Below are 15,639 nucleotides of genomic sequence, written 5' to 3' on the forward strand. Positions count from 1 at the left end.
AGAAGCGCCCTCTTCGAGTGGATTGAAGTGTTTTACAATCGAGAACGGCTACATCAAACACTCGGTTACGTGAGTCCGATGCAGTATGAAGAAAACGCTGTTGTCCCCTAACCCTGTGTCCGTGAAATCGGGTATGCCTCATGTTCATTGTATGACTATCGTATTGATTGCTGCAGGATTGTACAGTTCAGATAGTCATACAATGAACTTGACCCCTCTGCTCAGTGCCCGTATAGCCGTATTGAGGTATTGCACCGGTTGAGGCGAGCTTGTTACCCCAGGCGTCAAAGCGGGCTGTGCCGTCGCTGCCGCCGGTGGCGTTGGTCAGTGCGATGACGCTGCCCAGGCCGTCCTGATGGTAGTACTGATTGGCTGTAGCAGTGCTGCGGATGAGCGGGTTATCGGTGCCGGGGCCGTGGGTGTAGCGGGCCAGCGGACTGGTCCAGCCGCTGTATTCGGCCTGGATGTCAGAGCCGTTGTAGAGATAGTTTGTGCTAGTGGCCCCGACGGTCTTTTGGATTCTTCTGCCTTGGTCGTCGCATTGGTAGCTCTGATTGGCCTGGCCGGTCTTACTCACTTGGCTCAGGCGATTGAGGGCGTCGTAGCTGAGGCTGGTGAGGGTGGCCCCTTCGCTCTTGGTGAGTAGGTTGCCGTTTGGGTCGTAGCTCAAGCTGGCAAGGAGTGCGCCGGTGGGACTGCCTTGGCGGATTTCTTTGAGCTGGTTGGCTGTGTCGTAGACATAGGCTGTCGTGTTGACGCCGTCGGTCTTTTGGCTGCGGTTGCCGAGGGTGTCGTAGCTGTAGCCTTCGATGAGGGTGCTGGGGACGACGGCGTTGTTTCTGACTTCGCTGAGGCGATCAAGGGCGTTGTAGAGGTATTGGTATTTGGTGAGGGTGGCGCCGATCTGTTCGGTGTGGGTGAGGCGGTTGCCGGCGGCGTCGTAGCTGTAGTCGTGTTGCGTTACGACGCTGGCGCTGGTGCTGCGATTTTGCACCTGGCTTAGGGTGTTGTCGGGGTTGTAGGTGTAGCGTGTGCTGACGCCGCTGGGGAGGGTCTTTTGGGTGAGTCTTCCGGCGGCGTCGTAGGTGAAGCCGATGAGTTGGGTCCCGGCGCCGATGCCGGTGAGGCGGCCGACGCTGTCATAGAGGTAGTCGGTGGCGACTCCTTCACCGTCGGTAAGCCGGGTGAGGAGGCTGCCGGGGCTGTAGCGGTATTGGAGGGTCTTGTTGCCGCGGGAGTCATTGAGGGTCTTGAGCCGGTGGGCGCTGTCGTAACTGTAGCGGTAGGTGACGTTGGGGCCTTGGACTTGGGTGGCGAGGCCCAGGGGGTTGCGGGTGTAGCTGACGGTACCGGCGGCGCTGCTCTGGGTGAGGAGTTGGTGGCCGTAGCCCCAGGTGTAGGTGGTCACTTGGCCTTTGGCGTCGGTGACGCGGGTGACGTTGCTGAAGATGTCATAGGCGTACTGGCGGCTGCGGCTTAAGGGGTCGGTGTCTTTGAGCAGGCGGCCGAAGTCGTCGTAGCTATAGGTCATTTGGGGGGTGAGGACGTCGCTCGCGGGGTTGGTGCCCGTGGCGTCGGTGCGGCCGGCCTCGACTTTGGTGCGCTGGCCAAGATTGTTGTAGCTGTAGCGGGTCACGGGACGTATTGTACCCAATAGGGCATCGGTGTATTGAGGCCCGACGATGCGGGTGGGTCGGTTGAGTTCGTCGTAGGTGGTGAGGGTGACGCGGCCCAGGGGGTCGGTGACGCTGACTACGTTGCCGTTGGTGTCGTAGTCGAACTGGGTGATGCGGCCGAGGGCGTTGATCTGTTGCTTTAATCGGCCGTCGCGCTCGGGGCCGTAGTAGGTGTAGTTGATGCTGTTGCCGTTGGGGTCGGTGATGCTGCGCGGCTTGCCGTCGAGGTCCAGGGTGCGGCTCACGGCGTTGCCCTGCTGGTCGTAGGCTTTGGTGATGTGGTTGTTGGGGTCGTATTCAAAGGCCAGGGTGTAGCTGTCGGGGTTGGTGATCTTGGTGATGTTGCCCGCGGTGTCGTACTGGTAGGCGGTGGTGAAGCCGCCGGCGTTGGCGCCGGTCAGTGTGCGATCGGACAGGTCGTAGCTGGCGCTGGCTTGATCCACCAGGGTGGGGACGCCCGCCACCGGGACGGTGAGCCCGGTGTTGCTGGGATTGCCGTTGGGGTCGTATTGGTAATCCCGCAACTGGCCGGCGGTATCGGTGCCTTTGATCACGCGGTCCACATCGTCGTAGACGAATTGGGTGGGGTACCAGTCCTCATTGAGGCCGGTCTTGACGCGGCCGAGGGGGTCGTAGCTTAAACTGGCGCTGTCGAATTCGGTGGCATCTATGAGGCCGTCGCCGTTCTTGTCGCCACGGCGGGTGATGCCTACCGGATTGAGTCCCTGCACCAGATTGACGGTGTCGTTGTAGCTGTATTCCAGGGTCGGGCCGGCCTGGGCGGTGAAGTCACGCACTTGTTTGCCGGTCAGGACGTTGCCAAAGCTGTCGTAGCTGTTGAGGGTCCAGGCGAGGAGATCGGTCGCCACGGGGGTGTACGTGGTGGGATCCAGCGTCGCGCCGATGCCGGCTTTGAGCCTGACGGTCTGTAACGGGTTGCCCTTGGCGTCGTATTTCACCAGGGTGTAGTTGCCGCGCGCGTCTTTGATCTTGCCGGGCTGGTTGTAGGTGTTGAAGTAGCTGTATTCGACCGTGGCCCCGGAAGGCTGGGTGATGCGGGTGACGTTGCCATTGGTGTCATAGGCGTACTGGGTGAGATAACCGGGCGGGCTGAGCTTGGAAAGGCGGTTCATGACGTTGACGCTGTCATAGGTGTAGGTGCGCTCGGCGCCGTTTTCCTCCACGATCTTGACGGGGTTGCCGTTGGCGTCAAAGTAAAACGTGCGGGTATAGCCCCGCTCGTTCACGCCGATCGCTTCACGGCGGAAGTCATTATAGGTGAAGCTGGTGGTCTCCCCCAGGGTGGTGTAGTGCTTGAAGACCCGGCCGTTTATATAATACTCGAAGGTCATGCCGTTGCCGCGCGGCAGGGTGTAGCTTTTCATCACATGATTGAGCAGGGTGTCGCTGTAGTAGCTGTAGCTGACCGGCGGCTGGGCGCCCGCAACGGCGAGCGGATTCTTGTAGGTCACCAGATTGCCCGCCGCGTCATAGACATACTGCTGGCGGCGATTGGTCCAGTCTTTGACTTCGATGAGGCGATTATTGACATCGTAGGTGAGTGTGAGACTACGACTGAGGGAGTCCGTGACCGTGGTTAAATTGTTTCCGGTATAGGTCAGTGTCAGGGCATTGCCGTTGCGGTCAACGATCTTTGAAAGCTTGGCCTTTTGTGCAACCGTGCCGGCGATATTTCCAAAGATGTAGGTGAGCCCGTTCTTCTCCCTGATACTGTATGTCCCATCGGCGTTACGAGCAGTGTTGAAGAAGTATCCCTTGGGCGGGACAAAAACACTGCCCACGGCGACGCCTGCGGTCGAGCCTGCTACCAGAATAAACTTCTTGCTGCCGGTACCATCGGTCCAGGTCACCGATGATGTGATGCCGTCGGTATCGGCCGAATCCGTAACGCCATTGGTGTTATGGTCATTGAAGGTCAGGGAATGATTAAAACTGTGTGTCCAGCCAAAGCCGAGCGGCCCGTCCTTGGCATCGCGGCTATTGTAACTGCGTTCAAAAACCACCGGCAGCCCTCCCCGGCCCTTGATAGCGAGATCGCGCTCGGTGTGATACATATTGCCGCTCACCATGTTGACCGGGTCGCCTGCAAAGGTCGAGTATGAGGTTGTGCCAAAATCAATACCTGAACTGAAATTATTGGTGACAGGGTCGGCAAAGCTATACAACGAGGGCATATTTGTGGGGTCGCTAGTGGTAAACCCGCCCGCATAACTTCCATTGATGATATAGGCGCCACTCATGGTTTTTGCGACCGTATCATTCTTCTCCGCCACCCAAACCGCGCCACGCCAGTTGTTATACTGGATTAAACTGCGCGGCGCAGTGACGGTATATCCGGCATTGATATAGCTCTGAACTGACGCCACGTAACTCGCAGGATAGTTCAAGGTGGTATTGGTGTTGCTGGTAAGCTTGGGGATCTCGGTGGCTTGATTGGCGCTGGTGATGGTCAATATTGCAATGCCCATCTCCTTGGCAAATTGCAGACCCCGCACGGTGCTCACCGCATCCATCCGGGCGTTCTCCTGCCAAATGTAGGCCTCAAAGGCAGAGGAGGAATAACCGCTGAGCTGGAACGTCTTCCACACCAGTGCGCCTGTGCTTAAATCCACAGTGCGTGACTGACCCCCCGGGACATCAATGAGAAAGCCTTGCCGCGTTATCGCGAAAGGCAGATCAAAAAGATATTTCACCTTCATCTGCGTGGCGGTAAGTCCAAGATGATTACCGCTCTCGCCCGAGCCGCCATCCAGCTCACCAATGCGTTTAGCGCTATCCGTGATGTAACGCATGTATTTGAGTCCCACCAGATGCAGATACTCGCCTTCGGTTTCTTCCAGGTTGGTATTGGGGCTCGGCGTGTTACGCACACTGGCGAGGAGTTTGGCGGCACGTTCGCGCAACAGTCTATCGGAGGCCTGGAAGGCATAGCCCTGCAAGGCGTGATAATTGGCGGCGTTGATATTATTGAACGTGATGGTCTTTATCAGGGGACTGCTCCGCTCATTCAGGCGCAAGTCCATGGTCAGACGGTTTTGTGTGGTGCAAAAGCCGACCGCCGTAGTGCCGACTGATTGATCTACACCTTCGGCCTTGATCACCGGCACCACATTGATGGTGCAGGGCAGGGCCGCCAATAGATCGGGATTGGCCTTCCACGTGTCGAGCGCGCTTTGATCGGTGGTGGTCAGCCCCTTAAACGAAAGAGTGGTACGTTTCAGCACCGTGGTGGGCAAATCCAAAGTCACCGCAGGCGCCAGAGCGGTTCCGGCTGAATTGGCGCTGGTGATTGTAAGCTTGTAGCGGTGGGCATCGGGCAGTGCGGCGACCTCGGCGGTCAGACCGGTTCCCCAACTGGTAAACTGCACCACGGTATAAGGCAGCGTGGCGGGCAACACATCCACTTGTCTGGGGAGCAACGTCCCCAGATAGCCGACATCGGACAGCGTATTATTGCTGTAATTGGGGGGCAGTGCTTTAATGCTGGCGCTAACCTGCTCCTCGTATTTCTCGTGGGGCAGCGTATTGGTACGGCGCGCCATGTAGGTGGTGTAGTCAAACGCCACGTTCGTGGCGATACCCGCCTGATAGGTTTTATCCTTAAAGCTGGGATCCAGCGGGATCCAACGGTGGCCTGACTTGTCTATGGCGTTGCCGCGGTAATTGCCATAAGGCACACAGGCCTCCACCCAGACGTGCGCTATTTGCATCCCCACCGTTGCGCCGGCGCCGCTGACCACTTTGCCATAAGTAGGATTCAACCCCTGACCCACCATGGCTATTGCCGCATCGTAGGTTTTCGCGCCGATCCAGCGCGGCCCGCGCAGATCCGTGATTTGGATCGTTCCTCTGACATAACGTGTAGGGATATTTGACGCCCTCAATAAGGCGATCAATAAAGAAGCTTGATCGGTGGGGCCACCCGCCTTGCTGTAAAGCGTGCCCATGGTTCCTTTGAGCGAACCCCAGTAGGGTTCAAATTTTATCTCATTGGAGACATATTGATAAATCTGCACCGGTGAATAATTCAATTTTTCCGCCAGCGCCCGAATTTCCGGGGTGAGTGACACGTCGCTGGTTTCGGCCAAATCCGCAGCGGTGTAGCTACAACTTGCCGCCTCGGTAGGTGTGGGGTCGGGCGCCACAGCCAGCAGGTTGTTACCCAGAAAGGCGTACATGTTGCCGGGCGTATAGGGTGAGGCGAAGTACTGCGGCGTAGTTGGGCTGGCGGGCAATTCACGTGACGCGGGCGGTTCTTGCTGAGTGAAGGTGGGAACCGGCTGCTGATTGGCGAGATCCGCCTGTTCCTTCACTTTCCCGTGCAACTCTTTCAGTTCTGCCTTCAGTTTGCCTAAGGCAAGGCCTCTCCCATTTTTTTGTTTGCTGTTGTGCACGCTGTCCAGGGCATTCGTAATTCGATCAAAGCGCTGCTCAACGGCTTGCAGGGTGGCGTCGAGTACAGCCGCTTTGCCATTTAGGCCTTGTTGTGCAAGTTTGCCCCGCGTTTCAGCAAAGTAAGCCTTGATCTCTTTGCGCAATTCAGCAAACTCGTGAAGCTTGCTGCGGATCACCATGCGCTTGGTATTGAGCGCCTCCTCTTCCTCAGACGGACTTTTGGTCTTTTTATCCTCCGCCTCGACTTGGTTGGCGAGTTCGGACACCTCATCCAGATGCTGACTCAGCTGATCGGTCAACGGATTGCCGCCAAGCTTGACGCGATCAGTCACTACTCGTTGGATGATGTCTTCGGGAAGTGGAGCGGAATCAGCCGGCGCGGCGAGTGTCGCGCCCGAACCGGCGGCAAACAGCACGATAACAAAACTCATCCGCAAAATCATGTTGGGTAGCTTCATACCATTCTCCCTTCACCTCCTGCGCATGGACGCTAAGGAGGTCAGCCGATTATTTCGATTGTTAGAAGCCTAAAAAATCTCCAGCGCAGCGGCCTTGTTTCTGATCCGCACTACGTCGTCTTGATTGATCACGCCGTTCGGCGCCCCGGCCGGGGCGACGTCACCATGGCTGAGTTGAGTCGGGGTAGGCGTAACCAGACCGGTGGCAATCTGCTCGGCCAAGGCGGTATCAGCCGGACCTACCCAGCCATCACCCGTAAGGTCGCCGTCGGCAATACCTGTGGCGGTATTCGAGACTGAGATCAGCGCAAGAAAAGTTCGGGTAGTAGCGGTCGCATCGGTGACCGAATAGCTGAAGTTATAGAGACCTAATGTAGTAGGTGCACCGCTCACCTGCCCCGTCGCGGCGTTCAGGGTCAATCCCGGCGGGAAGCTGCCGGCCACTGTCTTCCAGGTGTAAGGCGCCGTGCCGCCGCCCGACGGCAATAACAGGCTGTATGATTGATTCAATACCGCCTGCACGGCGGGGACGAGCGGAATCGTCGTACCCGGGGCGCCTTGCCCGTTGCCATCTACTAACCAACCGCTGTCCGCGACGTTAGGATTGGTGCGCAGAATCAGCTCGATGGCGTCGGGGACACCGTCTTTGTCGGTGTCCGTCAGCGGCGTCGCCAATGCCGGCAGAGCTTTGAGCGCCAAACCTGTTTGCAGCGGGTCATTATTCCAACTTCCGTCCACACCCTGCCGGCTGATCAGATAATCCAGTGCCGCTGTGGTAGCAGGGTCGGCGGGTCGCAAGGTAAGCAACGCCTGATACACCAGGGCCGTATAAAATGGGCTGCTTACGCCATTCTCGCCAAATCCGCCATCGGCGAGCTTTTTCTGACTGAGCAGCCAATTGAGGCCACGATCAATTGCCGTTTGCAAGGTATAAGAGGTCGTGCCACAGGTAAGGCTCACCCAGCCTTGGGCCAACCTGATGCCATTGATCTCAAGGATGTTGTACACCGTCGGGACAACGCCGCTCGCCACTACCGAAGCGGGCGCCGTGGTGTTCAGCGGCAGATATGACCAACTGCCGTCTACGGTTACATCACCGGTCTTTTGCGCCATTAACATGCGGCATAAGGCATTGGCGATGTCATTCGTTTGATTGGTATAGGTATATTGACTGGCGCGGATGGCGCTCAAGGCGAGAGGCGTGTCGGGAAAGCTGGTATCGTATTGGTCATACGCACCCCAGGCCACGTTTGCATTTTTCCACTTGAGCAATTGCTGAGCATCGGAGGTAACATCGAGTTGGGCCTGCTTGAGGGCGATGATCCGGCGCGATAAGGAGTCTACGCTGATGACTTTGGCGTTGCTGAGCCAGGCCACGCCCTTTACGTAAGAATAATTACTGAGCTTGGCATTGCTGAAGGCCTCTAAGGCAGCGGCCGTCGCAGGAACCTCCGTACCTGCCTTGCCCTTCCAATAGCCGTCACCGTTCTGATTTAGCAACAGCCAGGCGAGTCCTTTATTCCGCGCGGCGTCAATTTGTGCGGCGGTAGCCGCGACCACGGTGGGAGCAAACAACCCGATCACAAGGCCTACTATGATGCACCGTATCATGAATGCCTCCCTATTCGCTTTTGTTGATGAGACTTTTTGAAATCAGCTTGCGGTGATTCTTAATGCTGCTGAAAAGTTTGATCCCCAGCGATGACAGTTTGATTATGTTTCGGTGAATTTTTTCGTCCGGTCAGACAAGGTTAGCTATACTAGATCATCCGGGGGGGGGGGGCTGTGTCAAGGTTTTTTTGGGAATTTTTTTATAGCTGGACGATATTGGCTAATAATTAAGCTGGGGGTAAAGAGGTGATTCTTGCTGCTGATCAATAAATTAGGCGACAGTGGTGACATTTCTCCTGAAGCCCATCTTCAAGAATGAAAATCCTGGCATTGGATACTTCCACTGAGGCCTGCTCGGCGGCGCTGATTATCGAGACTGAGGTCCGCGAGGATTTCAAGCTTGCTTCGCGGGAACACGCCCGGCTCATCCTGCCGATGGTGGACGCACTGCTGGCCAAGGCGGGCCTAAGCTTATCGCAGCTTGACGCCATCGCCTTTGGGCGCGGCCCCGGCTCTTTCACGGGATTGCGCATCGCAGCGAGTGTCGCACAGGGTCTCGCCTTCGGCGCCGATCTGCCCGTGTTGCCCATCTCCACATTGGCCGCTCTCGCGCAGGGGGCTCATACAGACCTTGGCCTGACGCACGTGCTCGCCACGCTCGATGCCCGGATGAGCGAGGTCTATTGGGGCGTTTATCAAATCAGTAGCACAGGTGTGATGGAGTTGCACGGCGAGGAACAGGTATGTGCGCCAGGTGAAGTTGCCTTCCCCGATAAGGGCGAATGGCAAGGGGTAGGTAGCGGGTGGAAAGAGTATGGCACTGCATTGCGGGAACGTTGCGGCACACTCGTGCATACGGTGATGCCGGAGCGTCAGCCGCGCGCGCGGGATGTCGCGCTGATGGGGTTGACCGCCATGCAGCGCGGCCTTGCAGTGAGCGCCGAGCAGGCCGTGCCGGTCTATTTGAGAAACCGGGTGGCCTGGGCCAAGTGCGAATAAATTCGCACCTACATGTAGGGCCGAATTCATTCGGCCAACCTTGAAGGTAGCTAAGATGAGCAATAAAACCATCGCCATGACGGACAGACTGTACGAATATCTCGTTAGCCATTCGCTGCGCGAGCCTGAACTGTTAAAGCGCCTGCGTGAAGAAACCGCAAAAGATCCCATGGCCGTCATGCAGATCGCGCCCGAACAGGGACAGTTCATGGCGCTGTTGGTACAGTTGCTGGGCGCCAGAAAGGCGCTGGAGATCGGCGTGTTTACCGGTTACAGCTCGCTCTGTGTAGCGCTCGCGCTCCCTCAAGACGGCAAGCTGATCGCCTGCGATGTGAGTGAGGAATGGACCAGCGTTGCGCGACGTTACTGGCAGGAAGCCGGGGTGTCGCACAAGATCGAGTTACGGCTCGCTCCTGCACTGGAGACCCTGGACACGCTGCTCTCTGACGGTCAGGCCGGAACGTTTGATTTCGCCTTTATAGACGCCGACAAGACGGGCTATGATGACTACTACGAACGCACGCTGCAATTACTGCGCCCCGGCGGCTTGATCGTGCTTGATAACATGCTCCGCGATGGCCGGGTGGCCGATGCGCCGCAATGTGATGAGGCGACACTGGCGATTCACCGGCTTAATCAAAAACTCCACCACGATCCACGCATTTCCCTGAGCCTGCTGCCAATAGCCGACGGCTTGACGTTGGCGCTTAAACTGCCTACCTAGACCGGAATGGAATCACTCAATCGGCGGCTTACCCTCGTCGTTCCAGACCTGGTCGCTCCCGGCGTCCTGCCTCCCGCGACATTAGCAGAACCCTTCGCTATCGCTCTTCCCTGTACGTCACTGGACAAGGCCGTCCCGGATACACAATCACGCGCTTTAGAGCTGGAGTTATTGCTGGCGCGCGGAGAGCGAGAGAAGGCAGCGAATAATCCTGAGGAATTACTCTTTACGTTATTCACATCGGCAGCGGCTGTCCCTCTCCCTACGGCTGCGGTGACCTATCTGGCGGATACGGATCGGCGAACAGACGGCTGGCTGCTGCGCGCCGATCCGGTTTACTTACAGGCCGACAATGCCCGCGTCATCCTGCTGGGGAATGACTATCTGAACATACAGCAAGAGGAGGCCGCTACGCTGAGAGAAGTCTTACGTCCCCTCTTCGAAACCGTGGGTATGCAGCTTGAAGTATCTCATCCCAAACGCTGGTATTTACGCCTTAGAGAAAACCCCTGTATTGTTTTCCGCTCGCTGCGCGAAGTCCTCGGCCATGACATCCACGCCTATTTACCCGATGCAAAACCCTGGCGCAGCCTGTTAAATGAAGTACAGATGGCGCTGCACGAGAGCGATATCAATAAGGCACGCGAGGCGCGCGGCGAATGGCCGATCAACAGTCTCTGGTTCTGGGGAGGGGGAACATTCCCGGCCGCCGAACCGTCTCCCTTTACCAAGGTATGGAGCGATGAGCCGCTGGCTGTGGGCCTTGCGAAACTGGCAGGCGCACCCCACGCCGCGCTGCCCTCCAATGCGCAGGAGTGGTTGCATCTCGCCGACACCCCTGGCGAACATCTGGTAGTGATGCAGCGCTTGGGGCCGAATTTTTTCGAGCGCTTTAATACACAGTGGGCCGCACCGCTGTGTGCGGCGTTACGCGGACGCATGTTAAAAAGTTTGTCTTTATATGTTGGCCACGGGAACGTTTTTCACGTTAACCGCTCATTGCTTGGCCGCTGGTGGCGGCGGAGGCGGCCGCTCGCATTCTATCGGTAACCCTACCTGTGAAGATTTTAAGACAAACTACTGCACCCCTGCCCTTCCCATTGCCGGAGAATTTGCACCCGGTGGTCGCGCGTGTCTATGCGGCACGCAAGATAAAGCGCGTGGAAGAACTCCAATATGGACTGGAACAGCTCCAGCCACCCTCGGCGCTGCGCGGCATGCAGCAAGCCGTGCAGTTGCTGAGCGATGCCTTGCAGAAACAGCAGCGCATCCTGTTCGTGGCCGATTTCGATGCCGATGGCGCGACCAGTTGCGCACTCGGCGTGCGGGCACTGCGGCTCATGGGCGCGCAAGATGTACACTACGTCGTGCCCAACCGTTTTGAGTTCGGTTATGGGCTTACGCCGGAGATCGTAAACGTCGCGGCGCAACAGCAGCCCGATCTGATCATCACGGTAGACAATGGCATCTCCAGTGTGGAAGGCGTTGCGCGCGCCAAACAGCTCGGCATACAGGTATTGATTACGGACCATCATTTACCCGGCGCGCTGTTACCCGCCGCCGACGCCATCGTCAATCCCAATCAGCCGGGTGACGAATTCCCCAGTAAACACCTTGCCGGCGTCGGGGTGATTTTCTACGTGATGCTGGCGCTGCGCACTCAGTTGCGCGCCAACGGTTGGTTTTCGCAAAAAAATATCCCAGAACCGAATCTTGCGCAGTTGCTGGATCTGGTCGCGCTCGGTACGGTCGCCGACGTCGTCGTGCTCGATCACAACAATCGCGTGCTGGTCGCGCAAGGTTTGGCCCGCATCCGGGAGGGCCGTTGCCAAGCCGGCCTCCGCGCACTCATCGAAGTCTCCCAGCGTCAGCAGGGTCGCCTCACCGCAGGCGACCTCGCCTTCGCCTTGGCGCCGAGGCTGAATGCCGCCGGCCGATTGGAGGATATGTCGCTCGGCATCGAATGTTTGCTTTGCGATGATTACAGTCAGGCGCTCACTATGGCGCAACGGCTTGATGAGCTGAATCGTGAGCGGCGCAGCATTGAGAGCGAGATGCAGATACAGGCCTTGGACGCGCTAAAGGCGATGCGCCTCGATACAGAGTTGCCCTACGGGCTCTGCCTGTTCGATCCCGATTGGCATCAGGGTGTCATCGGCATCCTCGCGGGACGCATCAAGGAGCGCACCCACCGGCCGGTGATCGCCTTCGCGCTAAGTAACGAGCACGAGATCAAAGGCTCGGCGCGTTCGGTGCCGGGACTGCACATCCGCGATGCGCTGGACAGCGTGGCCGCACAACATCCTGGTCTGCTCAGCAAGTTTGGCGGCCACGCGATGGCGGCGGGACTCACCTTGCGACGCGCGGATTATGACGCCTTCAGCGCCGCCTTTGACCGCGAGGTGCGCAAGCATCTCACTGAAACTGAACTGCAAAGGGTAATGTTGAGCGACGGCGGCTTGTCAGCCGACGAGTTGCAACTGGAACTGGCCGAAGCCCTGCGCAGCGCGGGGCCGTGGGGTCAGGGATTTCCCGAGCCGCTGTTTGATGGGATCTTCGAGGTCGTGAGCCAGCGTATCGTGGGCGACAAGCACCTTAAACTGGTCTTACGCTACCCGGACGATTCAAAAATATTTGATGCAATCGCGTTCAACTTCACACACGAAGGCTCGCGGCCCTTGCGGCGCGCGCGCATTGCCTACCGTCTCGATGTCAACGAGTACCGTGGCCAGCGCAGTTTACAATTGTTGATCGAGCATCTCGAGACTGTATAAAGCCCGGTCAAACATGATCGAGAGTAAGGCGGGAAAAGACTCAGTTACGGAAGGTTAAATCTTTATTGGCGGCCAGTTTATTGCTCGCCAAGCTGGTCATTATCCATTTCCTTATACGCCTGGAATCCGCGGCGATACTGGACTTCCCCGCGGCATCGAGCAGCACCACGATGAGTGGCCGCACCAGTTGAGTCTGCATCACCAGGCAATGGCCGGCGGGTTTGATGTAGCCGGTCTTGCTGAGGCCGATCCGCCAGGTTTTATCCTTAAAGAGCGGGTTGGTGTTTTTGTATTGGACGACGCGGCCTTGCTCCAGATCGTATCTAGCGGTAGTGGTGATTTGACGTATTAGAGGATATTGATAACCAGCCTGCACCAGTTTGACCAGATCTTGCGCGGTAGAGACATTGCCATCGCTCAGGCCGGTGGCGTCTTCAAAATGGGTATCCAGCATGCCCAGGGACTTGGCCTTGGCATTCATCGCCGCGATGAATGCGTCGTAACCGCGCGGATATTTGCGCGCCAAGGCCGAAGCGGCGCGGTTCTCCGACGACATCAGGGCCAACTGCAAAAGCTGGCCTCGGGTGAGGATGCGGCCGACCGCAAGCCGCGAGCGTGAGTGACGCAGCATGTCCACGTCCTCATCTGTAACCTGGAGCTTTTGGCGGAGTGACAGTTTTGCGTCCAAGGTGACCATCGCAGTCATCAGCTTGGTGATCGAGGCGATGGGCTTCTGAGCGTCCGCATCCTTGGCGTAAAGGGTCTCTCCGGTGATTTGATCTACGATTATCGCCTGGCTCGCCGCCAGACTCAACGGCGGGTCATCTGAACTCTGATCCCTCGTTACCTCTTTCGCAAAGGCAATACTAAACAGGCCGGTAAGGATGAATACCGCAATGGATCGGCTTATTATCTTGTTCATTTTTTGGTTATCTTTATGGTTATCATTTAGTAGTTGAACCTTGGCATCGCCCCTAAAATCTTACCGCAAGACTGCCGTATTACTTAGTAAAATTTGACTCTACATTAACACTACATGCTATTTACCTGATAATGATTGCAATAGTCAAGCCAAGAGTTATGTTTAGGCTCAGTATAAATTTTAATCTGGGTTTCACTGACTCAAGAAGCTAGTTTTTCTCGTCCTTGAAATTTATATGCCAGTGCGTTCCATCACAAAACGGCTTGTTGTTGGAACCTCCGCAACGGCACAGGGCTACCCCGCGCACGGTCGAGCGCGGCTCCCTCTTTGAGTTTTGAATACCTTCAATAACATGCGGGGTAAAATCGGTGAAGTAGTAATAAGGACCATTGGGGAGACAGAAAATTTTAGGTTTCTGAGATTGTGCATTGGGTTTCATATCAACACCTCCGTGCGCGGTAACTGTCTACTACCCCCAATATTACCCCTTAATTTTCCCTAAGTCTCGACCCCGGACCAGCGGTTAATCCATCACCCAAAGTGGCACACGTAATCCACCAGATCCGTCACTTCGATATCGAACCGTGTCTTGGCCGGTATTGAAAAATTTTGACCTGCACTATGATCGCTCCACTTTCCGGCATCGCCGATTTTAATTCGGCATTTTCCTTGTGTCAGTTCGATCACCTCTGGCTCATCGGTATTAAAGCTATAGGCGCCAGGCAGCATCACGCCCAGCGTCAGACGCTTCCCGTCTGTAGTGATGACGGTGCGGCTGGTCACATTGCCACCATGATAGACATTGGCCTTTTTCCTGACTTCGACGTTCTTGAAACTCATTTTTTCTTCCTCAGCTTTTCCGCAATGCGCATGCGCAAGGCGTTTAATTTGATGAACCCGCCGGCATCGGCCTGATTGTAGGCCCCGGCGTCGTCCTCGAAGGTTGCGATGCTCGCGTCGAACAGGCTGTCGGTTTCTGATTTGCGCCCTATTACCGTGACATTGCCCTTGTAGAGCTTCACGCGCACCACACCGTTGACGGTGGCCTGTGAGGCATCCATCATCTGCTGTATAAGCTTGCGCTCCGGGATCCACCAGTAACCGTTGTAAATCAGGCTCGCGTAGCGCGGCATCATTTCGTCCTTGAGATGCGCGACCTCCCGGTCCAGCGTGATGGACTCGATGGCGCGGTGCGCCTTGAGCATGATGGCGCCGCCCGGCGTCTCGTAACAGCCGCGCGACTTCATGCCGACGTAGCGGTTCTCGACGATATCCAGCCGGCCGATGCCGTTCGCGCCGCCTATATGATTCAAGGTCTCCAGCACCCTGGCCGGGGCCATCTTCTCGCCGTTGATGGCGCTGATGTCGCCCTTGGTATAAGTAAGTTCGAGATAGCTTGCCTTATCCGGCGCCTTCTCCGGCGCCACCGTCCAGCGCCACATGCTTTCCTCCGGCTCCGCCCACGGATCTTCCAGCACGCCGCCTTCGTAAGAGATGTGCAACAGATTCACGTCCATGGAATAGGGAGACTTCTTGCCGCGCTTCATTTCCACGGGTATGCCGTGCTTCTCCGCATAGGCCAGCAGTTTTTCACGCGAGGTCAGATCCCACTCGCGCCACGGCGCAATCACGTGCACGTCGGGTTTCAGTGCGTAATAGCCCAGCTCAAAGCGCACCTGATCGTTGCCCTTGCCCGTCGCGCCGTGCGACACCGCATCCGCGCCGGTCTGGTTGGCGATCTCGATCTGGCGCTTGGCGATCAAGGGCCGCGCGATGGAAGTGCCGAGCAGGTATTCGCCTTCGTAAATCGCGTTGGCGCGGAACATGGGAAACACGAAGTCGCGCGCAAACTCCTCGCGCAGGTCGTCAATATAGATTTCCTTCACCCCCGCCGCCTTGGCCTTGGCGCGCGCAGGTTCGACCTCCTCGCCCTGGCCGATGTCGGCGGTGAAGGTCACCACCTCACAATGGTAATTCTCCTGCAACCATTTGAGGATGACGGAGGTATCGAGACCCCCGGAGTAGGCGAGTACGACTTTTTTGGGGTTTTTCATAGAGA

10 protein-coding genes and 1 pseudogene are annotated in these 15,639 nt (G+C 57.1%); 5 read left to right on the plus strand and 6 right to left on the minus strand.

Annotated elements, in window-relative coordinates; translation table 11 throughout:
• The coding region (locus HY028_10495) for an IS3 family transposase (protein ID MBI3345264.1) at positions 1-111 on the plus strand (111 nt) is incomplete at its 5' end.
• Positions 112-187: 76 nt separating this feature from the next.
• Here the strand turns inward: HY028_10495 and HY028_10500 are convergent.
• On the minus strand, positions 188-6,550 hold the full coding sequence (locus tag HY028_10500) for a type IV secretion protein Rhs (GenBank protein ID MBI3345265.1): 6,363 nt from the start codon (positions 6,548-6,550) through the stop codon (positions 188-190).
• Positions 6,551-6,619: 69 nt separating this feature from the next.
• Positions 6,620-8,161 carry a putative Ig domain-containing protein gene (locus HY028_10505; protein ID MBI3345266.1) on the minus strand — a complete coding sequence of 514 codons (1,542 nt, stop codon included), beginning with the start codon at positions 8,159-8,161 and terminating at the stop codon, positions 6,620-6,622.
• A 315-nt stretch (positions 8,162-8,476) separates the two neighbouring features.
• Here HY028_10505 and tsaB point away from each other — a divergent pair, with 315 nt between their 5' ends.
• Genes tsaB through recJ form a run of 4 tightly spaced genes read left to right on the plus strand, consistent with a single transcriptional unit; the run spans position 8,477 to position 12,658 of the window.
• Complete coding sequence (gene tsaB / locus HY028_10510; GenBank protein MBI3345267.1) at positions 8,477-9,160, plus strand: tRNA (adenosine(37)-N6)-threonylcarbamoyltransferase complex dimerization subunit type 1 TsaB; 684 nt, start codon at positions 8,477-8,479, stop codon at positions 9,158-9,160.
• A 55-nt stretch (positions 9,161-9,215) separates the two neighbouring features.
• Positions 9,216-9,884: a class I SAM-dependent methyltransferase gene (locus tag HY028_10515; GenBank protein ID MBI3345268.1), complete on the plus strand. Its 669-nt coding sequence runs from the start codon at positions 9,216-9,218 to the stop codon at positions 9,882-9,884.
• A gap of 6 nt (positions 9,885-9,890) precedes the next feature.
• Positions 9,891-10,934 carry a hypothetical protein gene (locus tag HY028_10520; GenBank protein ID MBI3345269.1) on the plus strand — a complete coding sequence of 348 codons (1,044 nt, stop codon included), beginning with the start codon at positions 9,891-9,893 and terminating at the stop codon, positions 10,932-10,934.
• 14 nt (positions 10,935-10,948) lie between these two features.
• On the plus strand, positions 10,949-12,658 hold the full coding sequence (recJ, locus tag HY028_10525; GenBank protein ID MBI3345270.1) for a single-stranded-DNA-specific exonuclease RecJ: 1,710 nt from the start codon (positions 10,949-10,951) through the stop codon (positions 12,656-12,658).
• Between the two features lie 40 nt (positions 12,659-12,698).
• On the opposite strand, the gene HY028_10530 is transcribed toward recJ, so the two are convergent.
• From HY028_10530 to HY028_10545, 4 genes and pseudogenes are all read right to left on the minus strand, one after another.
• Positions 12,699-13,580 (minus strand): peptidase S11, encoded by an 882-nt coding sequence (locus HY028_10530; protein ID MBI3345271.1) that lies wholly within the window; start codon positions 13,578-13,580, stop codon positions 12,699-12,701.
• 208 nt (positions 13,581-13,788) lie between these two features.
• Positions 13,789-13,875 (minus strand): annotated as a pseudogene (locus HY028_10535) (CDGSH iron-sulfur domain-containing protein).
• A gap of 236 nt (positions 13,876-14,111) precedes the next feature.
• Positions 14,112-14,420, minus strand: a complete 309-nt coding sequence (locus HY028_10540) for a pyrimidine/purine nucleoside phosphorylase (protein ID MBI3345272.1) — start codon at positions 14,418-14,420, stop codon at positions 14,112-14,114.
• On the minus strand, positions 14,417-15,634 hold the full coding sequence (locus tag HY028_10545; protein MBI3345273.1) for an argininosuccinate synthase: 1,218 nt from the start codon (positions 15,632-15,634) through the stop codon (positions 14,417-14,419). The genes HY028_10540 and HY028_10545 overlap by 4 nt, the downstream gene beginning before the upstream one ends.
• Positions 15,635-15,639: the final 5 nt, after the last annotated feature.

The sequence above is a fragment of the Gammaproteobacteria bacterium genome (assembly GCA_016195665.1).
Lineage (GTDB): Bacteria > Pseudomonadota > Gammaproteobacteria > SURF-13 > SURF-13 > JACPZD01.